Source organism: Streptomyces cacaoi (assembly GCF_006539165.1).
Classification (GTDB): Bacteria; Actinomycetota; Actinomycetes; order Streptomycetales; family Streptomycetaceae; genus Streptomyces; species Streptomyces cacaoi.
Map to the genome: position 1 here is coordinate 20,606 of NZ_BJMM01000025.1, position 19,072 is coordinate 39,677.

Genomic DNA, 19,072 nt, shown 5'->3' on the forward strand with positions numbered 1-19,072 from the left:
CGCTGGAGCTGGCGCGTCTGGTGCCGACACCTCGGTCCACCTCGGTCCTTCCTCGTTCGGAGCACGGGCGGGCCCGGCGCGGCCCCGCCCGTCCCACGGGGCCGCGCCGGACAGCCACCGGGGCCGCCGTTCCCGTACGGGCGCACCGACGCGCCCCTCGTCACCACGCAGCGTGCTACGGCTCGTACGGCCACCCGGCGCGGGGTCCGCCTGCCCGGTGCCGTGGTTCCCCTGTTCGTCAGTCGAGAGAATTGTTGGGTAATCTCTCGGTGCAAGAGCCCCTGTCGCTGTTGCGCCAGGGGCTTGGTCTATCCGGGGCACCGTTCCACGGCTCTCGCATTGCGGAAAGCGCCGTGCACGTGGGACATGCCCCACCCGGAAGGGGTGTACGCCTGTGCCCGCACTTGTGCTGCTCGGTGCTCAGTGGGGTGACGAAGGCAAGGGAAAGGCCACCGACCTGCTCGGTGGGTCCGTGGACTACGTGGTGCGCTACCAGGGCGGCAACAACGCCGGCCACACGGTGGTCGTGGGCGATCAGAAGTACGCCCTGCACCTGCTCCCGTCGGGGATCCTCTCCCCGGACTGCACCCCTGTCATCGGCAACGGCGTCGTCGTGGACCCCTCGGTCCTGCTCTCCGAGCTGAGCGGACTGGAAGACCGCGGCGTGGACACCTCCAAGCTCCTGGTCAGCGGTAACGCGCATCTGATCACGCCGTACCACGAGACGCTGGACAAGGTCACCGAGCGCTTCCTGGGCAAGCGCCGGATCGGCACCACCGGGCGCGGCATCGGCCCGACCTACGCCGACAAGATCAACCGGGTGGGCATCCGCGTCCAGGACCTGTTCGACGAGTCGATCCTGTTGCAGAAGGTCGAGGCCGCGCTCGACTTCAAGAACCAGGTGCTCGCCAAGCTCTACAACCGCCGGGCCATCTCCGCCCAGCAGGTCGTCGACGAACTCCTGGGCTACGCCGAGCAGATCAAGGGCTATGTCGCCGACACGGCGCTCGTCCTCAACAACGCCGTCGACGAGGGCAAGGTCGTCCTGTTCGAGGGCGGCCAGGGCACCCTCCTGGACGTCGACCACGGCACCTATCCGTTCGTCACCTCGTCCAACCCGACCGCCGGCGGCGCCTGCACGGGCTCCGGCGTCGGCCCGACGAAGATCAACCGGGTGATCGGCATCCTCAAGGCGTACACGACCCGCGTCGGCGCCGGGCCCTTCCCCACGGAGCTGTTCGACGACGACGGCGAGGCGCTGCGCCGCATCGGCGGCGAGTTCGGCGTCACCACCGGGCGCAACCGGCGCTGCGGCTGGTTCGACGCGGTCATCGCCCGCTACGCGACGCGCGTCAACGGCCTCACCGACTTCTTCCTCACCAAGCTCGACGTGCTGACCGGCTGGGAGCGCATCCCGGTCTGCGTGGCCTACGAGATCGAGGGCGAGCGGGTGGAGGAACTCCCGTACAACCAGAGCGACTTCCACCACGCGAAGCCGGTCTACGAGTACCTCCCCGGCTGGACGGAGGACATCACGAAGGCCAAGACCTTCGACGACCTCCCCCCGAACGCCCGGGCCTACGTCAAGGCACTGGAGGACATGTCCGGCGCCCCGATCTCCGCCATCGGCGTCGGCCCCGGCCGCGACGAGACCATCCAGGTCAACTCCTTCCTCTGACAGGGGACTTCGGCCCCGGTTCCCCCCCCCTGTGGGTGAACCGGGGCCGCTTGCCGTCCGCATCCCTCCAGCGCCGGGCCACACTGGCCATCGCCTTGAAGGAGGGGCAACATGACGGTTACGGCCGAGCGCACGTCCCACATGTCGGTGGAAGAGTTCCAGCAGATCGCCTCCACCGCCCCCGAGACCGTCACGTTGGAGTTCATCGACGGACGGATCGGAGAGAAGGCCGTGCCTGACGGAGATCACGAGACGATCATCATGTGGCTGCTCCGGCGCTGCATCCAGGCCCGCCCGGAGCTCGATCTGCACACGTCACAGGGCCTGCGGGTCGAGAGTTACCGGACCGGGCGCGCCCGTCCCGACGGCACCCTCGCCCACAGCGGTTCCTTCGCCGGCTGCGGCGAATGGGCGGGCCCCGCCCCCGTCCTCATGACGGTCGAGATCACGTCCTACGACGCCGACACCGACCGGCTGGGCCGCATCGACAAGCCCCGCGCCTACGCCGAGAGCCGCATCCCCGTCTATCTGCTGATCGACCGCGACAGCCAGGAAGCCGTCGTCCACAGCGAACCGGACGGTGTGCGGTACCAGCACACGGCGCGCATCCCCTTCGGCAAGGACGTCGAGCTGCCCGACCCGGTCGGCATCGTCCTCGACACCGAGCCGCTGAACAACTGGGTCCGTTGAAGAACTGGGTCCGCTGAAGGACTGGATCCGCTGAAGAACCGGGCCCGCTGAGGATCCGTTCCCGCCGGGGCCGGGCCCGCCGAGCGCCTCGCGGTCATCCGTCCGTCCGTGCCTCCTCGGGCCGTGCCTCCTCGGGCCGTGTCTCCTCGGGCCGTGTCTCCTCCGGCCGTGCCTCCTCCGGCCGCCGGTGCGGCGCGCCGTGCTCGCGGCGGGGCAGCAGGAGCGGGGAGAGCAGCAGGAGGGCGCCCGCCGCCGCCAGGGAGGTGCGGGGGCCGACGGCGGCGGCCAGCAGGCCCCACAGGGCGGTCAGCGCGGCCATGCCGGTCTTGGCGGTGACGGACCAGGCGGACAGGGTGCGGGTGACCAGGTCGTCGGGCGTCCGCTCCAGCCGGTAGGTGGCGAACACCGGCTGGAACACCCCCACGCAGGCGATCAGCCCCAGCTCGACGGTCATGACGAGCACCAGACCCGGGACGCCGGGCATCACGAAGGCGAGCCCGAGCAGCCAGCAGGCCCGCAGGGTTCCGGCGGTGCGCAGGACGCGGTGCCGGCCGTACCGGGCGACGAGCGGCGGGGCCAGCCGTGCGCCGAGCAGACCGCCCAGGCAGGGCACGGCGAAGGCGAGGCCGTACTGCCACGGGGGAAAGGCGAGACGGTCGAGCATGAGGACGGCGAGCTGCGGGGCGGTCGCCATGATCAGCCCGTTGACCAGCGCCGTGTTGCAGAACAGCAGCCGCAGCGCCGGGTCGGTGAGGATGTGGCGCCAGCCGGCGAGCAGATCACCGGCCCGCAGCCGGGCGCCGGCGTCGGGCCGTTCGGGGCGGGGCTCGGTGCCGCCGATCGCCCGGATCCCGGCGGCGGACAGCAGATAGCTGACGGCGTCGGCCAGCACGGTGGCCAGCGGGCCGAACGCCCCCACGGCGCTTCCGCCGAGCGGCGGCCCCACCATGGTGGCGGTCCAGGTGGTGGCTTCGAGGCGGCCGTTGGCGGCGAGCAGATCGCCCGGCGCGACAAGCGACTTGAGGTACGCGCCGCTCGCCGCGGTGAAGGTGATGTCGGCCGCGGCGACCAGCATCGAGACGAGCACGAGATGGGTGAGGCCGAGCCGCCCGAGCGCGTACGCGAGGGGCACGGTCAGCAGCGCGGCGCACCGCAGCAGATCGGCCGCGACCAGCACGGGCCGCTTGCGCCGGAACTCCACCCACGGGCCGAGCGGCACCGCCAGCACCGCGCCCACCGCGGGCCCCGCCGCCGCCAGCGCCGCCACCTGCGCGGGCCCGGCGTGCAACAGCAGAACCGCGATCATGGTGAACGCGTCGAACGCGAGCCGCGTACCGAACGAGCTGACCGCGTACGCCGCCCACAGCCATCCGAACCGCCGCCCCAGGGACCGTCCGGCCACCCTCCCCGGCATGCTGCACCTCCGCCCTGCCCGCACTCCCCGCGGACCCCGCCCCGTGCGGGACCCCGACATCCAAGCCAGCGGCCCGCCCACCGGGCAAACAACCGCTTCTCGGTCAGCACACAACCGACGGTTGTGCACCTGGGACGTGCGGGCGGACCTCGCCGCGGTGCGCACCCGCGTCACCACCGCCGACACGGGCCGCTTCCGGGACGCCGCCCCCACCCCGGCCCGGACCCCGCCGGGCGTCTAGCCGAACCGCTTCAGCTCGGCCGTCTCCAGCACAGCGCCCACCGGCTCGGGCAGGACGAGGCACGCCCCGAAGCGGACGGTCTGCGTCACGGTGTACTCGCCCTTGTCCCGGTCGGGTGCGCTGCACACCGTGACGGTGCCGTGCTCCCGGTCGACGAGCAGGTACACGGGAATGCCCGCCGCCGCGTACCCCGCGGGCATGTCCTCGCGGTCCCTGCGGTGGGTGTCGGCGTCGTAGGACGTCACCTCCACCGTCATCAGTACGCCCTGCGGGTCGGCCCACTCCCCCTGCCCGGCGAACAGCCCGTCGGGAGCGAGAGTCCCGTCGGGCCGGGCCCGGCCGCCGCGGTACCGCTCGACCTTCAGGCCCTGGTCGCCGGAGTACATCCACACATCCGGACGGTGCTGCATACAGCGCCGTGCGACCCAGCGCACGATCTCGTTGTGGTCCCCGTCCGGCATGCCCTTGGCCCCGATCCGTCCGTCGATGAACTCCAACCTGACGGATTCGGACTCCTTGCCGACCAGATGAGCGAGCTGTTCGAACTCGGCCACCGGCATCTGCGCCCTGCGCTCGGTCATGACCGTCATGGTGCACCCCCTCCCGGGTGGCGACCAGCTTCACAGGCCCGGACCGCCTCCTCGGCCGACGAGCGCGGAGTTCACCCCGGCGAGTGAGCACCGCGCCGGCACCGCCGGGCAGCCCCGTGCCGGGCCCGGACACCCCGGTGTATCTGCGGGTGCGCGATGTCGACGGCCCCGCGCGGGAGTTCGGGGTCCGGGTCGATGAGGTGCCCTGGGCACGGGAGATCGAGCTGCGCGATCCGGACGGCAACCGGCTCCGCATCGGTGCCCCGCCGACGACGGACGCGGGCGGAGCAGTCTAGGAGCGGGGCCCGGCCGGGGGCGTCCGGGCGGAGTAGCCGTACGGCACGTGCGGGGTAATGATGATGATCAGCGTGCTCGATGTGGAACGGGTCCCGGCGCAACCGCACATTCCGTGCGGTGTCACCTCATGTCGCCTCTGCAAGGAGCACTTCATGCGCATCCGCACCGCGGCCGCAGCCGCTGTCCTGGCCACCGCTGCCGTCCTCGGTTCGGCGGGTTCGGCACTCGCCTGGAGCCACCCCCACCACGGCACGCACCACTGCTGCCAGAAGAGCAACCACCAGAGCTGGGAGTACGAGAACAAGCCGGTCGCGAAGTTCACCAAGGAGCTGCTCTCGCACAACGCGAACATCAGCGACAACGACAACACGCACAACCAGAACTGGGACGTCGACTACAGGAACGTCTCGGACAACGTGGTCGACAGCTTCAACACCAACCTGAACGTGGGCGGCGTCGCGTTCGTCGACTGACGGCTCCGGGCCGACAGCACGTACTTCCCCGACGCCGGGTGGGCCAGCGGTCCACCCGGCGTCCGCCGTTTCCCGGCGCGGCCCGGAGGTTCCTGGGCCGCGCGGTTGCGGTCAGCCGCGCAGTGCCGTCACGAGGACGTCGAACGCGGGGGTGCGCGGGGTGAACGGCGCGAAGTGGCCGACGCCGGGCAGCAGATGGAGCCGGCCGCCCCAGTTGTTGGCGTAGTTGCGGGACAGCTCCACGGGAACGTCCCGGTCGGCCGTCCCGTGCAGGATCTCCACCGGGACGCGGGGCAGCAGCCGCATCGGATCGGCCTCCCCGAGGGCGTCGGCGACGGCCTGCTGCCCGCCGAGGAACCGGGCCACCGCACCGTCGCTGAGCCGCATCTCGTGCGCCCGGCGCAGATCGGCGACCGGCGCGACGACGACGGTACGGGCCGCCGCCCGCTCCCGCCGGGCCGCCGCCCACAGCGCGAGCTGACCGCCCGCGGAGTGGCCGAGCAGCACCGTCGGAGGCGCCCCCAGGTGGTCGAGGGCGGCGTCCACGTCCTCGGCCGTCGCGGGCCAGCCGCCGCCCCCGCCGAGCATGCGGTACTCGACGAGCGCGACCTGCATACCGAGGCCGGCGAGCGCGGCGGCGAACGGCGACAGATGGGTGCGGTCCCACTCCTGGCGCCAGTAGCCGCCGTGCAGGACGACGATCTGCGGGCCCGTGGCCTCGGTGCCGTACAGATCGATGACCTGTGACGGGTGCGCGCCGTACCGTTCCTGACGCTCCGGCGGGGCCGGGGCGAGGCCCAACAGGGCCTTCTCTTCCGCGTCTTCCGTGCCGCTCATCGGCTCCCCCTCCCGGCGCCGCCGCCCGGCCTCCCGGCCACCGGCCCCGCCGGTGTCACCTGGTCACCTCGCCCAGGGTCCGGGCCGCGCGTTCGGCGTCCGCGAACGCAGTGTAGAGCGGGGTGAATCCGAAGCGCAGGACTCCGGGACGCCGGAAATCTCCGACGACCCCGCGCGCGATCAGCGCCTCCATGACCTCTTCCGCGGCCTCCTGCGGTGCGCACAGCAGCGCGATCTGGCTGCCGCGCCGGGCGTGCTCCGCGGGCGTGAGCGACCGGACCGTCACCCGCCGGCCGCCGCCGTCCGCTTCCCCGTCCGGCACGTGGACGGCCACACAGCGCAGGAAGAAGTCGGTCAGGGCGAGGGACTTGGCGCGGACCGCGGCCGGATCGACCCCGTCCCACACCGTCAGCGCCTCCTCCAGCGCGGCCATCGCCAGGATGTCCGGTGTGCCGACCCTGCCGCGGGCCGCGCCGTCGGCGGCCTCGTACTCCGGGTCCATGGCGAACGGGTCGGTGTGCGAGTTCCAGCCGGGCAGCGGGGAGTCGAACCGGGGCTGGAGCGCCCGGCGGACGTAGAGGAACGCGGGGGAGCCGGGGCCGCCGTTGAGGAACTTGTAGGTGCAGCCGACGGCGAAGTCGACGCCGTGCGCGTCGAGTTCCACCGGCAGGGCGCCCGCGCTGTGGCACAGGTCCCACACCGTCAGGGCCCCGGCCGCCCGGACCGCCGCCGTGATGCCGGGCAGGTCGTGCAGTTCACCGGTGCGGTAGTCGACGTGCCCGAGCAGCACGGCCGCCGTCGACGGGCCGGCCTCGGCAGGCACCTCGGCGGGGGCGACGGGCCGCACGGTGCAGCCCGTCAGCCGGGCCGCCGACCGGGCGATGTAGCCGTCGGTGGGGAAGGTCGCCGCGTCGACGAGGATCTCCGTGCGTCCGGCGGACTCCGCCCGGGCGATACGGACCGCCCCGACCACCGCCTTGAACACGTTGACGCTGGTCGAGTCGCCGACGACGACCTGGCCCCGGCCCGCGCCGACCAGCGGCGCGATCCGCTCGCCGATCCGCTCCGGCGCCTCCCACCAGCCGGCCTCCGTCCAGCCGCGGATGCGCAGCCGGCCCCACTCGTGCTCGACGACGCGGGCCAGCCGCCCCGGGACGGACAGCGGCAGCGCGCCGAGCGAGTTGCCGTCCAGATAGACGGTGCCGCCGCCGGTGCCGGACCCGTCCCGGTCGGGGCCGGCTGCGGGCCCCGCGCCGTCGAGGAGGAACCGCGCGCGCAACGGCGCGAGCGGATCGGCGGCGTCCCGCTCCCGGGCCTCCTGCCGCAGCGCCTCGGGGGTGTCCCTCCGGGCGGAGGTGTCCGCGGGGGCGGGCGCGGGGGCGGGCGCGGGTGCCGCCCCGGGCCCGGGCCCGGATTCGGCTTCGGACACGGCCGCCGACCCGGCTCCGCGCATGGCTTCGGGCATGCCTTCGGAGCCGGCTTCAGACGTGGCTTCAGACATGGCTGCGGGCCGTCCACAGCTCGGGGAAGACCTGCTTGGCGGCGCGCTTCTCCAGCCAGGCCACTCCCGCCGAACCCCCGGTGCCTGCCTTGGCGCCCATCGCCCGGCGGGTGGCGACCAGATGGTCGTTGCGCCACCGCCACACCAGCTCCGCGACCTCCGTCAGCGCCTCGCCCAACCGGTAGGGCTCCGCCTGCGGATCGCCCGCGTAGACCCGGGCCCACATCTCCTCGACGCCGGGGTGCGGCTCGTAACGCCCGGACACGTCCCGGGTGAGCACCTCGTCGGGCACGGGCAGGCCCTGCCGGGCGAGATGGCGCAGCACCTCGTCGTACAGGCAGGGCTCGTGCAGGGCCTTCTCCAACTCGTCGTACACCCGGGGCGAACCGCGGTGCGGCACCAGCAGGGAGGCGGACTTGTCACCCAGCAGGAACTCCATCCGCCGGTACATGGCCGACTGGAAGCCCGAACCCTCACCCAGCGCCGAGCGGTAGGAGTTGAAGCGGGCCGGGGTCAGATGCGCCAGCGGCTCCCAGGAGGCGTTGAGCGCGCGCAGTTCGTAGGTCGAGCGTTGCAGGGCCTCCATGGCCCCGTACGGGTCGTCCTCGCGCAGCCGGTTCCCCGCGGTGTGCCACTCGTGCACGATGACGGTGAACCACAGCTCCATGACCTGGGTCGTCACCAGAAAGGCCAGCTCGCCCGGATCGTCGGAGAGCGGCTGCTGGAGGTGGGTGAGGACATCGGCGTGTACGTAGTCCTCGTACGGTGTGGTGCCCGCGAAATCCAGTGTCGGGGCGTCGTGGTCGTGTGACATCGCTGTCTCCACTCCAGAAGCTTCCGGGTAGCGGTCCGCTCCGTCCGAAGACGTCGGAGCCCCGGTCCCCTCGGGCCGCAGAGGGCCCGCTCGCATCATGCGGGACACGCGGCGACGACGGCAAGGTGAGGGGGCATATGCCCGCCCGTCGCCCCACCCACCGCCCCATGGGCGGGGGCAGACAAGGAAGGCGGGGGCGGACCGAGGCCGGAGGAGGGTGCCCGGCGCCCACCGACCCACTCATGGGCGGGGGCGGGCAAGAAATGCGCCGCGGGTCGGAGCCGGAGAAGAGTGTCCGGCTCCCCACCCACCCCGTGGACGGGGGGTGGGCGGGGAAGGGAAGGCAGGTCAGCCCAGGGTGGACGCTGCCGTGGGGGAGCTGTCCTTCAGGAACTGGGTGCACCGCTCGTACTCGTCCTGCTCCCCGATCGCCTGCGCCGCCCGCGCGAGCGCATGCAGCGCGCGCAGGAAGCCGCGGTTCGGCTCGTGCTCGAACGGCACCGGGCCGTGGCCCTTCCAGCCGCTGCGGCGCAGCGCGTCGAGCCCCCGGTGGTAGCCGGTGCGCGCGTAGGCGTAGCTCTCGACGGTCCGGCCGGCCTCGAACGCGTCGTCGGCGAGCTGGGCCCACGCCAGGCAGGAGGTGGGGTACTCCGCGGCGACCTCGGCGGGTGCCGTGCCGGACGCGAGGAGGCGGCGCGGCTCGGGATCGTCGGGAAGGTGGGTCGGGGGCGGGCCCCCGAGCAGATTCTCATGAATGGCCATAGCCCAAGTGTGCCCCCACCGCCGTCCGGGCCTCGCCCGCCCTCCGCTTACCGCTCGGGCCCGGGCCCGTCCCCTGCGGCGGGCGGCGACGCCAGCCGCCGCACCGCCCTGACCAGCGCGTCGGTCCCGGCCTCCGCCTTGCTGCGGGGGCAGCCGACGTTGAGCCGCACGAAACCGGGCGCACCGTACGCCGTGCCCGGCATGATCGCCACTTTCTCCCGGTCGATGAGCTGCCGCTGGAGCGCCTCGTCGTAGCCGTCCGTGCCGCCGCCGAGCGGGCGCAGATCGATCCAGGCCAGATATCCGGCCTGGGGCGGTTCCCAGCCGAGGCCGGGGAAGGCGGCGGCGAGCCGGTCGGCGACCATGCGCAGATTGCCGTGCACATAGGACCGCAGCGCGTCCAGCCAGGGCCCGCCCTCCCGGTAGGCGGCGATGTGTGCGACGAGGGAGAGCACCGCGGGCGACGACAGCCCGTCGGCCTCCTTCAGCGCCCGCAGATACGCCTCGCGGGAGCCCTCGTCCGCGATGATCCCGTAACTGCCGGTCAGCGCGGGGATGTTGAACGACTTCGACGCGGACGTGAGCACCGCCCAGCGGCCCGTCCCGTGCCGGGCCCACGGCCGGTGGACGTGCGGCGGGTGCGCGAGGTCGGCGTGGATCTCGTCGCTGATGACGGCGACGCCGTGGCGTGCGCACAGCTCGGCCATGTGTGCCAGCTCGTCCCGCGTCCACACCCTGCCCGTCGGATTGTGCGGGGAGCACAGCAGCAGCACGGTGCTGTCGGGCAGCGCCAGCAGCCGCTCCAGCTCGGCGAAGTCCCCGACGGGGGCGCCGCGCAGCTCCCGGCCGTGCGCCGCCAGCACCTTGGGGAAGGCGTCGTACACCGGGGTGTGGACGACGACGCCGTCCCCGGGCCGGGACCACAGACGCAGCAGCTGCGAGATCTGGTAGACGACGGACGGCCCGTAGACCACCGTCTCCGGATCGACGGCGGTGTCGTACCGCCGCGCGTACCAGTCGGTGACCGCGCCCAGGAAGTCCGGCTGCCGCCAGCGCGAGTAGCCGAGCACCCCGTGGCCGAGCCGCGCCCTCAGGGCGGTGAGCACCTCGGGGGCCGTCTCGAAATCCATGTCGGAGATGGTGAACGGCAGCAGGTCCGGGACGCCGAAGCGGTCCTCGACGTGGTCCCACTGGGTGCACCAGGTGCCGTGCCGGTCGATCACCCGGTCGAAGTCGTAGCCGGGCCCCGAAGCGTGCGCCGGGCTGTGTGCCCCGTCCGCCGCCATCAGGACCTCCCGCCCGGCAGCAGCCCGTCGAGCGCGTCCTTGACGGACTGCACCTGCGGCCCGATGACGACCTGCACCGTGTGCGCGTCCAGCGTGACGACGCCCACCGCGCCCAGCTTCTTCAGCCGGGCCTCCTGGAGCCGGCCCGCGTCCTCGACGGTCATCCGCAGGCGGGTGATGCAGTTGTCCAGGGTGCGTATGTTGTCCGGGCCGCCGAGCGCGTCGAGGATCGCCACCGGGTCGTACCGGCCGGCGACGAGCGCGGGCGCGGCAGCGGGCGCGGCCGTGCGAGCGCCGCCCTCGGCCGTCCCCTCCGCGGCGGCCCCCTCCGTGGCCCCGCCCGAGGCGGCACCGTCCGCGGGCGCACGCCCCGGCCCGCCGTCCGCCGCCCCAGCGGAGGTCCCGTCCGCGCCGGAGGTCCCGTCCGCGGCGGACCCGGAGGCGGCAGCGGGGGCGGCCCCGGGGCGCGCGTCCTGCCCGGTCCCGTCCTGCCCGGCCTCGTCCGGCTCCGGCTCGTCCCGGCCCGGGGTGCGCAGGTCGAAGCGGCGGATCGCCCAGCGGAAGAGGAAGTAGTACGCGGCGAACCACACCGCGGCGATCACCGGCACCAGGTACCAGCGGGTCGTCGTGCCCTGGAGGACGCCGAAGACCAGCCAGTCGATGACGTTGCCGTCGGTGTTGCCGATGAACACGCCCAGCCCCGCCGCCGTCAGGAAGCCGAGCCCGACCAGCACCGCGTGCAGCAGATACAGCCACGGCGCGATGAACAGGAACAGGAACTCCAGCGGCTCGGTGATCCCGCCGACCACGCACGCCACCACGCCGGACACCAGCAGCGCCTTGATCTCCGGGCGCATCTCGCGCCGGGCGCAGTGGTACATGGCCAGCGCGGCACCCGGCAGCCCGCCCAGATAGGCGGCCATCTTGCCCTGCGAGAGGAAGTGCGTCGCGCTCGTCACCTCGTCGCCCGCCGGGGCCGAGCAGTTCAGCTGGGCGTAGAACATGTTGAGCGCCCCGCTGACGTGGTCGCCGCACACCGTGCCCGAGCCGCCCACGTCCGTGAAGCGGAACATCGCCACCAGGATGTGGTGCAGCCCCACCGGCCGCAGCAGCACCTCACCGGCACCGAAGAAGAACGGGCCGAACACGCCCGCGTGCCCGATGGCCTCGCCGATGTCCTTGATCCAGCCGTTGAACGTCGGCCACACCAGCGGGATCAGCAGCCCCGCCACGCTCAGCACCAGCGTCGAGACGATCGGCACGAACCGCAGCCCGCCGAAGAAGGCCAGCGCGTCCGGCATCCGCTGGGTGCGGAACCTGCGGTGCAGCACCGAGACGACGATGCCGACGGCCACCGCGCCCAGCAGGCCCGTGTCGATGGACTGGATGCCCAGCACCTCGGCGATGCCGTAGTGCTCGACGGCCTTCTTGTCCTCGAAGTCGACGTTCTTGGCGGTGAGGAAGAAGTTCACCGCCAGGTTCATCGCGACATAGCCGACGAAGCCGGAGAACGCCGCGACGCCCTTGTCCTCCCGCGCCAGGCCCAGCGGAATGGCCATCGCGAACAGCACCGGCAGGAAGGTGAAGGCCACCTGCCCGGTGTTGGCGAGCCAGGTGAAGACCAGATGGAAGCCCTCGCCCTTGAGGAAGGTGAGGTTGTCGGTGACGGCGTCGCTGGAGAGCGAGGAGCCGACCCCGAGGATGATGCCGCAGAACGCGAGCAGTGCGACGGGGAGCATGAACGTCTTGCCGAGGCCCTGGAGGAACTCCCAGAGCGCCGCCCGGCCCTTCTTCAGGGGAGCGGCCTTCAGTGGTGCGGTTCTCACGCGCCCAGTCTGGGCACGCACGCCCCGCTCTTTGCAGCCCCTCGCAGGTCACAACTTCATACCCCCGCCCCTCCCGGCACACCTGGCACAGCAGGGGCGGGCCCGCACCGGGAGGCGCACACACGACGGCCGGGCCCGCCCACCGAGGGACGGGCCCGGCCGAACACGCGGGCGGCGCGGACTACTTGAGGCGGTTGCCCGTGGAGCGCAGGTGACCGCAGGCGGCCTGCACCCGCTCGGCCATGCCCTTCTCGGCGGCCTTGCCCCAGCTGCGCGGGTCGTAGACCTTCTTGTTGCCGACCTCGCCGTCGACCTTCAGCACACCGTCGTAGTTGCGGAACATGTGGTCCGCGACGGGCCGGGTGAAGGCGTACTGGGTGTCGGTGTCGAGGTTCATCTTGACGACGCCGTTGTCCAGCGCGGTGGCGATCTCCTCCTCGGTGGAGCCGGAGCCGCCGTGGAAGACGAAGTCGAACGGGCGGCTGTCCGCGGGCCGGTCGAACTTGGCGGCGACGCCCTCCTGGAGGTCCTTGAGCAGCTCGGGGCGGAGCACCACGTTGCCGGGCTTGTAGACGCCGTGCACGTTGCCGAACGAGGCGGCGAGCAGGTAGCGGCCCTTCTCCCCGAGGCCGAGCGCGTCGGCGGTGCGGACGGCGTCCTCGACGGTGGTGTACAGCTCGTCGTTGATCTCGTGGGTGATGCCGTCCTCTTCACCGCCGGTCGGGGTGATCTCGACCTCAAGAATGATCTTGGCGGCGGCGGCCTCGGCGAGCAGCTCCTGGCCGATCTCCAGGTTGTCCTTGAGGGTCTCGGCGGAGCCGTCCCACATGTGCGACTGGAACAGCGGGTTCTCACCGCGCTGCACCCGCTCCCGGGAGACGGCCAGCAGCGGACGGACGTAGCCGTCGAGCTTGTCCTTGGGACAGTGGTCGGTGTGCAGCGCGATGTTCACCGGGTACTTCTTGGCGACGACGTGCGCGAACTCGGCGAGCGCCACCGCGCCGCTGACCATGTCCTTGCTGTACTGGCCGCCCAGGAACTCGGCGCCCCCCGTGGAGATCTGGACGATGCCGTCGCTCTCGGCCTCGGCGAAACCGCGCAGCGCCGCGTGCAGCGTCTGGGTCGAGGTGACGTTGATGGCGGGGTAGGCGAACTTGCCTGCCTTCGCCCGGTCCAGCATCTCGCTGTAGACCTCGGGGGTTGCGATGGGCATCAGACCGCTCCTTGGGTGTGCGATTCGTACCGGCTCTGGTTCAGCTCACGGAACGACGTCATCGTCGTGCCCATCCTCCCAGAAGAAACCGGATGCTCCAGACTGTCGGGTTCACAGGCGCACAAACACGCCGTGCGCGCCCCGACGGGGACGACGAGCCGGCTCGTTCCACGTGAAACCGTCCGCCGATGCGCCCGCCGGGCCGTCCGCCGAGCCGTGCACCGAGGGCCTCGTGTCAAGGGGCTCGCGTCGAGGGGCCGGGACGGGACAGGGACGGGAGAGGGACGGGAGAGGAAGGCCGGACGGGCCGGGGGCCGGCTCCGCTCAGGCGAGGTCCAGATCGCCCAGGTCGAACGCGTGAACGTAAGGCAGCCCGGCCCGCTCCATCGCCGCCGCGGCACCGCGCTCGACGATCGTCGCCACACCGACCACCTCGGCGCCCGCCTGCCGCGCCGCCTCGACGGCCGTCAGCGGCGAATTCCCCGTCGTCGAGGTGTCCTCGACGATCAGCACCCGCCGCCCGGCCACGTCCGGCCCCTCGATACGCCGTTGCAGACCGTGCGCCTTACCGGCCTTGCGGACGACGAACGCGTCCAGCCGCCGGCCCCGGGCCGCCGCGGCGTGCATCATCGACGCGGCCACCGGATCGGCGCCGAGGGTCAGCCCGCCGACGGCGTCGTAGTCCAGGTGCGCGGTGGCGTCCAGCATGACCTGGCCGGCCAGCGGAGCCGACTCCCCGTCCAGGGTGATCCGGCGCAGGTCGATGTAGAAGTCGGCCTCGGCACCGGAGGAGAGCGTCACCCTGCCGTGCACCACGGCCTTTTCCTTGATCTGCCGCAGCAGCGCGCTGCGCACGTCGTCGTTCATGGGACCCCAGCCTATGCGGCGGCCCACGCGCCCCGGCATCTTCCCCGTGCCGCCCCGCTTCCCCCTGCCACCGAGCGCCCCTACGCTCCCGGGCGCACAACCCCTGTCGCTCCGCCCGTTCCGTCCCACGCCCCTCCCACCCCTCGTCCCCGAGGAGGCCCCGTGCGCTTCCCGCCCCACGGCTCCGCCCGCCGGCGCGTGCTCGCCCCCGCCGTGCTCGCCCTCGCCCTGGCCGGTCCGCTCGCCGCCCCGGCCGCCACGGCCGGCGCCCGGGCCGACCGCGCGCCGGACGACCGGGTCGCCGCGCTGAGCCGGCCCGACATCGCCGCCGAGGCGCCCGCCCTGACGACGAAGACCACCGGCGCGGCGGACGACCGCCCGCTGCTGGTCACCCCCGGCACCGACAGCACCGGCGGCGTCGGCATCTACGACAACTCCGGGGAGCTGATCTGGTGGGGCGGCGAGGGCGGCCACACCAACCTCGCCGCCACCACGTACCGGGGCGAGCCGGTGCTGAGCGTCCACAAGGGCAAGGGAGCGGAGGGCCGGTACGTCCTGCTGGACCGCTCCTACCGTGAGGTCGCCTCGTTCCGGATGAAGGGCTGCACGACGGACGTCCACGACTTCCGCGTCAGCCCGGACGGCGAACGCGTCCTGCTGATGGGCTACCACCCGGTGCCCTACGACCTGAGCGCGTACGGCGGGCCGAAGGACGCGACGGTCACCGACGCGGTGATCCAGGAACAGGACATCGACACCGGCGAGGTCACCTTCGAGTGGAGCGCCCTGGACCACGTACCGGTCACCGAGACCCAGCTCGCGCTCACCGAGAAGGACGTGGACTTCTTCCACATCAACTCCTTCGCCTACGAGCCGGACGGCGGGCTGCTGGTCAGCGCCCGGCACACCAGCACCGTCTACAAGCTCACGCTGCCCGACGGCGACATCGCCTGGCGGCTCGGCGGCACCAACAGCGACTACTCCCTGCCGTCCCTCGCCGACGCGTTCAGCTTCCAGCACGACGCCCGCCGGCTGAAGGACGGCTCGATATCCGTCTTCGACAACGGCAACCTCGCCACCCCGCAGCGCTCACGCGGCGCCGTCTACACCCTCGACGACGGACAGCGGACGGCGAAGCTCACCCGCGACCTCCAGCCGGACCCGCCCGTCTACGGCTCCTACACCGGCGGCAGCGCGGAGCTTCCCGGCGGCAACATGCTCGTCAGCTACGGGGAGACCGGGCTGATCACCGAATTCCGCGGCGACGAACCGGTGTTCACCGGCCGCTGGCCCGACGGCTGGTTCAGCTACCGCGCGGAGCGCGCCGACTGGCACGGCACACCGGCGAAGCGCCCGGACGCCGTCGTGCGCGACGGCACGCTCGCCGTGAGCTGGAACGGCGCCACGGAGGTGGCCTCCTGGCGGCTGAGCGCGGACGGCGAGACCCGCACGGTCCGCAAGTCGGGGTTCGAGACGCGCACCGCGCCGCCCGGCGACGACGGCCCGGTGAAGGTGACCGCGCTGGACGACGACGGGCACGCCCTCGCCGGCCGCACCGTTCGCCGCTGAACCCCGGCAGGCCCGCCGCCGACCGGTCCGTCCGGCACCCCCGGCCCGCGCACCACGCCCCGGCACACGGCGCCGGGGAACGCCCCGGCACACGAGCGCCCCTCACCGGAGCTCCGGGAGGGGCGCGGGCGGTCTTCCGCCGGACAGCAGGACAGCGGGCTCAGCCCAGGCTGCGCCACGTCCAGGTGGTGGCGGTCTCCAGCGGATCGATGGGGGTGACCTGGCGGGGATGGGAGTTGAGGCCGTTCGGCGGCCCGGTCTGCGGCTCGACGCAGACGGCCTCGGGCTGCTCGTCGAAGACGACGACCCACTCGGCGCGGCCGGCGACCCGCAGCTCCAGCTCGCCGGGCCAGGTGAGGGTGACATCGACGCCGTCGGGCATGCCGAAGCAGTCGTCCCAGGGCCCGGACCCGGGCGGGATCCGCCGGCCGGTGGGAATGTGGTCGTCGCCGCGCTCCTCCTGCCACTCGGGCGCGAAGTCGATACGGACGTCCTCGCCGCCGCGGCCGAGGTTGCGCAGGAACCAGGGGTGCCAGCCCGCCTGGGCCGGGAAGGAGACGTCGAAGGTCTCCACGGACAGCTTCAGCGTCAGGCCGCTGCCGTCGTCGGCCAGTTCCACGGCCTGGGTGACCCGGCCCTCCCAGGGCCACGGGTCGGTCAGTTCGTAGGTGAAGGAAGCGGAGGTACCGGTGGCGCCGGAAGCGGTGTGCCAGGCGGCGTCGCGCACGGTGCCGTGGATGGCGTGCGGTCCGCTGTTGAGCGGGAGTTGGTACATCTCACCGCCGTTGCGGAACCGGCCCTCGGCCGTGCGGCCGCACCAGGGGACCATCACGAACGAGCCGTACTTCGGCCCCTGGCGCAGCAGTTCCGTGCCGCCCACCCGGAGGGAGGCGATCCGGCACCCGTGCTGGGGCTCGACGGTCACTTCGGTCCCGCCGGCGGCGAGCACGACGGACGAGGAGTCCGCGGGGGTGGGCAGATCAGTCATACAGCGACCTTAACGGCGCCCTCAACGGCGCCGCCGCAGGACTCGGCCGAGGACGACGGCTCCGGCGACCACCACGGCGGCGGCCGGGGCCGCCCAGCGCAGGGTGGCCGTGGCGCTCCCGTGTTCGGGCGCCGGCATCGGCGCGTAACGGCCGCGCGGTGGCGCGTGGTCGACCTCCTCGGCACTGCGGCCGATCATCGTGCGCCGGGCGTGCGCGGCCTCGGCCGGGAAGGAGTCCTGCGGCCCCGCTCCCTCGCCGGGCTCGTCCGGCCCGAGCGAGGACGGCGGGACGTCCGTCTCGAACAGCGGGGTCCCGCCCTGCTGTTCGGCGTCCGGGCCGGCGTCCTGGCCCGGGGCCGGTGCCTCGGACTCCGGCGCCTCCGGCTCGGGGATACCGGGGATGGCGCGCTCGTTGTCGTCCGGCGAGCCGATGCCGCCCGGCACCGGGCCCTCGCCCTCGCCGGCGCCCTCGGTGCCGGACTCCGCCTCGGCGCTGCCCGCCGGGGGCTCCTCGCGGATGCTGTCGGCGAGCGCGGCGGCGAACCGGTCGAGCAGCCGGATACCGGCGGTCCTGGCGGTCTTCTCCTCCAGCCCGGCGAACCGTCCCGTGCCGGTGACCGTGCCGGCGCACACCAGGGTGGTGCCCTCGCCGTCGTCGGCGCCGCGCGGCTGGAGCGAGAGCCGCAGCTCGACGCTGCCGCCACCGCGCGCCTCGTCTCCCGCGCCCGCCACGTCCATCCGCTCGAAACCGCCGGGTGCCTCGCCCCGCGGGGTCAGCGTGAGGCTGCCGCGGTAGGTGATCGTCGAGCTGCCGACCCGGATCCGGAGCCGGCCGTCGATACGGCTCTGCGGGGCGCTTCCCGTACCGCCCGCGCCCTCCGCCGCTCCACCCGCGCCGGACTCCCCGGTCTCCCCGGGCTCCTCGGGACGCAGCCCCGGGATGCAGCGGGTCACGCGTTCACGGTCGGCGAGCGCGGCCCGCACAGAGCCGACGGAAAACGGAACGTACACCTCGTGCTCCATGGGGAAAGAGCCTATTACCCCGCGGTCCGCCGCACATATGACCGGGCCGCATCTTTCCCCGAGCCCTCACCCGCCCCGGCGGCGCCGCGCCCCGCCGCCACCGCGCCGGGCCCGGGCGCGCCGCCGCCCCCGGCACCGCTCAGGCCACCGCCGCGTCGCGCCCGGGCCGCCGGCTGCCGGCCGGCCCGCCGGCCGTCCGCGCAGCGACCCGGGTGCGGGTGGCGACCAACTGGCCCTCCTGCGGATACGAATGCCAGGTGCGCCAGTGCACCTGGGCCCCGTGCCGCTGGACGAGCAGCGCGGTGAAGGCGTCCGGGCAGCCGGGGAAGGTGCCGGCGAGTCCGTGCGGATGCTCCGCGACCAGCGCGAGCAGTTCCTGCGCCCGGCCCGCGAACGATCCGGGCGAGAGCGTCTCGACACGCGCGGCGAACTCGTACTCCCACTCACCGAAGCACTTCGACACCCCGAGCGGCAGCGGCGAACTGCTGCCGGGCATACAGGCGACGGTCTCCGAGCAGCCGCCGAACCCCTCGTCGAGCAGCACCTGGTGGGAGGCGCCCAGCAGTCTCAACTCGACACGCAGGCCGGACAGTTCGAGGTCGAGAGTGGCGAGCGCCGGGAGTGGCCCGCGGCCCAGCGCCCATGCGAGGTCGCCCGCGCGGGTGTCGGAATAGGCGGTCTTGAGGGTGGTGAGCATGGGACGGCTCCGCAAACACGCAGGGGCAGGGTGGGCGGGGCCCACTCGTCGAAGTCCCGGGGCGCGGCGCCGGCGTCCGCGCGGTTCGGGAACGTACTTCACCGAATCACGAAATCGTCGCCGTCCTCAGCGCTTTTACCCAACTAGTCCAGATTTCCATCCCATAGGCATGGAAGAGGACAGGTGTTCGTTCCGAGGGCCGGTGGAAGGCCCCCAACTCGCGTCGGCAGAGGGGAAGATGAGCGGCCCGCCGGACGTCGGAACCGCATCCGGTCCCCACGTACCCGCGGGCCGCTCCCTCCCCCC

General features: G+C 73.0%; 17 protein-coding genes and 1 pseudogene. 5 read left to right on the top strand and 13 right to left on the bottom strand.

The window, feature by feature from the left end; translation table 11 throughout:
- Window positions 1-394: 394 nt before the first annotated feature.
- Together SCA03_RS21880 and SCA03_RS21885 are read left to right on the top strand one after the other, a co-directional pair.
- Window positions 395-1,678 carry an adenylosuccinate synthase gene (locus SCA03_RS21880; protein ID WP_030885643.1) on the top strand — a complete coding sequence of 428 codons (1,284 nt, stop codon included), beginning with the start codon at window positions 395-397 and terminating at the stop codon, window positions 1,676-1,678.
- Between the two features lie 111 nt (window positions 1,679-1,789).
- Window positions 1,790-2,368, top strand: coding sequence for a Uma2 family endonuclease (locus SCA03_RS21885; protein WP_086817928.1), 579 nt, complete (start codon window positions 1,790-1,792; stop codon window positions 2,366-2,368).
- A gap of 94 nt (window positions 2,369-2,462) precedes the next feature.
- Here the strand turns inward: SCA03_RS21885 and SCA03_RS21890 are convergent, their stop codons facing one another.
- Both SCA03_RS21890 and SCA03_RS21895 read right to left on the bottom strand, forming a co-directional pair.
- Window positions 2,463-3,782, bottom strand: a complete 1,320-nt coding sequence (locus SCA03_RS21890; protein WP_086817927.1) for an MFS transporter — start codon at window positions 3,780-3,782, stop codon at window positions 2,463-2,465.
- A 237-nt stretch (window positions 3,783-4,019) separates the two neighbouring features.
- A complete protein-coding gene (locus tag SCA03_RS21895) occupies window positions 4,020-4,613 on the bottom strand; it encodes a Uma2 family endonuclease (protein ID WP_086817926.1) in 594 nt (197 codons plus the stop codon).
- A gap of 125 nt (window positions 4,614-4,738) precedes the next feature.
- Between SCA03_RS21895 and SCA03_RS21900 the strand changes: the two are divergent.
- Together SCA03_RS21900 and SCA03_RS21905 are read left to right on the top strand one after the other, a co-directional pair.
- Window positions 4,739-4,909, top strand: a pseudogene (locus tag SCA03_RS21900) (VOC family protein); the annotation flags it as partial.
- 153 nt (window positions 4,910-5,062) lie between these two features.
- Window positions 5,063-5,383, top strand: a complete 321-nt coding sequence (locus SCA03_RS21905; protein WP_141275589.1) for a hypothetical protein — start codon at window positions 5,063-5,065, stop codon at window positions 5,381-5,383.
- A 111-nt stretch (window positions 5,384-5,494) separates the two neighbouring features.
- Here the strand turns inward: SCA03_RS21905 and SCA03_RS21910 are convergent, their stop codons facing one another.
- The 8 genes from SCA03_RS21910 to SCA03_RS21945 form a co-directional block, all read right to left on the bottom strand.
- Window positions 5,495-6,220: an alpha/beta hydrolase family protein gene (locus SCA03_RS21910; RefSeq protein WP_030885658.1), complete on the bottom strand. Its 726-nt coding sequence runs from the start codon at window positions 6,218-6,220 to the stop codon at window positions 5,495-5,497.
- Window positions 6,221-6,275: 55 nt separating this feature from the next.
- Window positions 6,276-7,673 (bottom strand): kynureninase, encoded by a 1,398-nt coding sequence (gene kynU, locus SCA03_RS21915; protein ID WP_230988843.1) that lies wholly within the window; start codon window positions 7,671-7,673, stop codon window positions 6,276-6,278.
- 40 nt (window positions 7,674-7,713) lie between these two features.
- Window positions 7,714-8,535, bottom strand: coding sequence for a tryptophan 2,3-dioxygenase family protein (locus SCA03_RS21920; RefSeq protein ID WP_086818451.1), 822 nt, complete (start codon window positions 8,533-8,535; stop codon window positions 7,714-7,716).
- 348 nt (window positions 8,536-8,883) lie between these two features.
- Window positions 8,884-9,297: a DUF3151 domain-containing protein gene (locus tag SCA03_RS21925; protein WP_030885665.1), complete on the bottom strand. Its 414-nt coding sequence runs from the start codon at window positions 9,295-9,297 to the stop codon at window positions 8,884-8,886.
- Window positions 9,298-9,344: 47 nt separating this feature from the next.
- On the bottom strand, window positions 9,345-10,583 hold the full coding sequence (locus tag SCA03_RS21930; RefSeq protein ID WP_086817557.1) for a MalY/PatB family protein: 1,239 nt from the start codon (window positions 10,581-10,583) through the stop codon (window positions 9,345-9,347).
- Complete coding sequence (gene malX / locus SCA03_RS21935; RefSeq protein WP_268932865.1) at window positions 10,583-12,379, bottom strand: maltose/glucose-specific PTS transporter subunit IIBC; 1,797 nt, start codon at window positions 12,377-12,379, stop codon at window positions 10,583-10,585. Before malX ends, SCA03_RS21930 begins: the two co-directional genes overlap by 1 nt.
- A gap of 211 nt (window positions 12,380-12,590) precedes the next feature.
- Entirely contained in the window at window positions 12,591-13,622 is a 1,032-nt protein-coding gene (fbaA, locus tag SCA03_RS21940) for a class II fructose-bisphosphate aldolase (protein WP_030885671.1), read from the bottom strand.
- A gap of 324 nt (window positions 13,623-13,946) precedes the next feature.
- Window positions 13,947-14,489 (bottom strand): orotate phosphoribosyltransferase, encoded by a 543-nt coding sequence (locus SCA03_RS21945; RefSeq protein ID WP_030885674.1) that lies wholly within the window; start codon window positions 14,487-14,489, stop codon window positions 13,947-13,949.
- 162 nt (window positions 14,490-14,651) lie between these two features.
- On the opposite strand from SCA03_RS21945, the gene SCA03_RS21950 reads away from it, so the two are divergent.
- A complete protein-coding gene (locus tag SCA03_RS21950) occupies window positions 14,652-16,058 on the top strand; it encodes an arylsulfotransferase family protein (RefSeq protein WP_230988844.1) in 1,407 nt (468 codons plus the stop codon).
- A gap of 160 nt (window positions 16,059-16,218) precedes the next feature.
- On the opposite strand, the gene SCA03_RS21955 is transcribed toward SCA03_RS21950, so the two are convergent.
- The 3 genes from SCA03_RS21955 to SCA03_RS21965 all read right to left on the bottom strand — a co-directional run bounded on the left by SCA03_RS21955 (window position 16,219) and on the right by SCA03_RS21965 (window position 18,766).
- Window positions 16,219-17,046, bottom strand: coding sequence for an aldose epimerase family protein (locus SCA03_RS21955; RefSeq protein WP_051856446.1), 828 nt, complete (start codon window positions 17,044-17,046; stop codon window positions 16,219-16,221).
- Window positions 17,047-17,067: 21 nt separating this feature from the next.
- Entirely contained in the window at window positions 17,068-18,069 is a 1,002-nt protein-coding gene (locus SCA03_RS21960) for an SRPBCC family protein (protein ID WP_086818462.1), read from the bottom strand.
- Between the two features lie 139 nt (window positions 18,070-18,208).
- Window positions 18,209-18,766 (bottom strand): DUF2617 family protein, encoded by a 558-nt coding sequence (locus SCA03_RS21965; RefSeq protein ID WP_086818461.1) that lies wholly within the window; start codon window positions 18,764-18,766, stop codon window positions 18,209-18,211.
- Between the last annotated feature and the right edge of the window lie 306 nt (window positions 18,767-19,072).

Coding starts and splice junctions, on each gene's coding strand:
- SCA03_RS21965 (WP_086818461.1), bottom strand. CDS start 18,766: ATGCTCACCACCCTCAAGACCGCCTATTCCGACACCCGCGCGGGCGAC.
- SCA03_RS21920 (WP_086818451.1), bottom strand. CDS start 8,535: ATGTCACACGACCACGACGCCCCGACACTGGATTTCGCGGGCACCACA.
- SCA03_RS21910 (WP_030885658.1), bottom strand. CDS start 6,220: ATGAGCGGCACGGAAGACGCGGAAGAGAAGGCCCTGTTGGGCCTCGCC.
- SCA03_RS21930 (WP_086817557.1), bottom strand. CDS start 10,583: ATGGCGGCGGACGGGGCACACAGCCCGGCGCACGCTTCGGGGCCCGGC.
- SCA03_RS21890 (WP_086817927.1), bottom strand. CDS start 3,782: ATGCCGGGGAGGGTGGCCGGACGGTCCCTGGGGCGGCGGTTCGGATGG.
- SCA03_RS21960 (WP_086818462.1), bottom strand. CDS start 18,069: ATGGAGCACGAGGTGTACGTTCCGTTTTCCGTCGGCTCTGTGCGGGCC.
- fbaA (WP_030885671.1), bottom strand. CDS start 13,622: ATGCCCATCGCAACCCCCGAGGTCTACAGCGAGATGCTGGACCGGGCG.
- SCA03_RS21925 (WP_030885665.1), bottom strand. CDS start 9,297: ATGGCCATTCATGAGAATCTGCTCGGGGGCCCGCCCCCGACCCACCTT.
- SCA03_RS21955 (WP_051856446.1), bottom strand. CDS start 17,046: ATGACTGATCTGCCCACCCCCGCGGACTCCTCGTCCGTCGTGCTCGCC.
- SCA03_RS21945 (WP_030885674.1), bottom strand. CDS start 14,489: ATGAACGACGACGTGCGCAGCGCGCTGCTGCGGCAGATCAAGGAAAAG.
- kynU (WP_230988843.1), bottom strand. CDS start 7,673: ATGCGCGGAGCCGGGTCGGCGGCCGTGTCCGAAGCCGAATCCGGGCCC.
- SCA03_RS21905 (WP_141275589.1), top strand. CDS start 5,063: ATGCGCATCCGCACCGCGGCCGCAGCCGCTGTCCTGGCCACCGCTGCC.
- SCA03_RS21885 (WP_086817928.1), top strand. CDS start 1,790: ATGACGGTTACGGCCGAGCGCACGTCCCACATGTCGGTGGAAGAGTTC.
- SCA03_RS21895 (WP_086817926.1), bottom strand. CDS start 4,613: ATGACGGTCATGACCGAGCGCAGGGCGCAGATGCCGGTGGCCGAGTTC.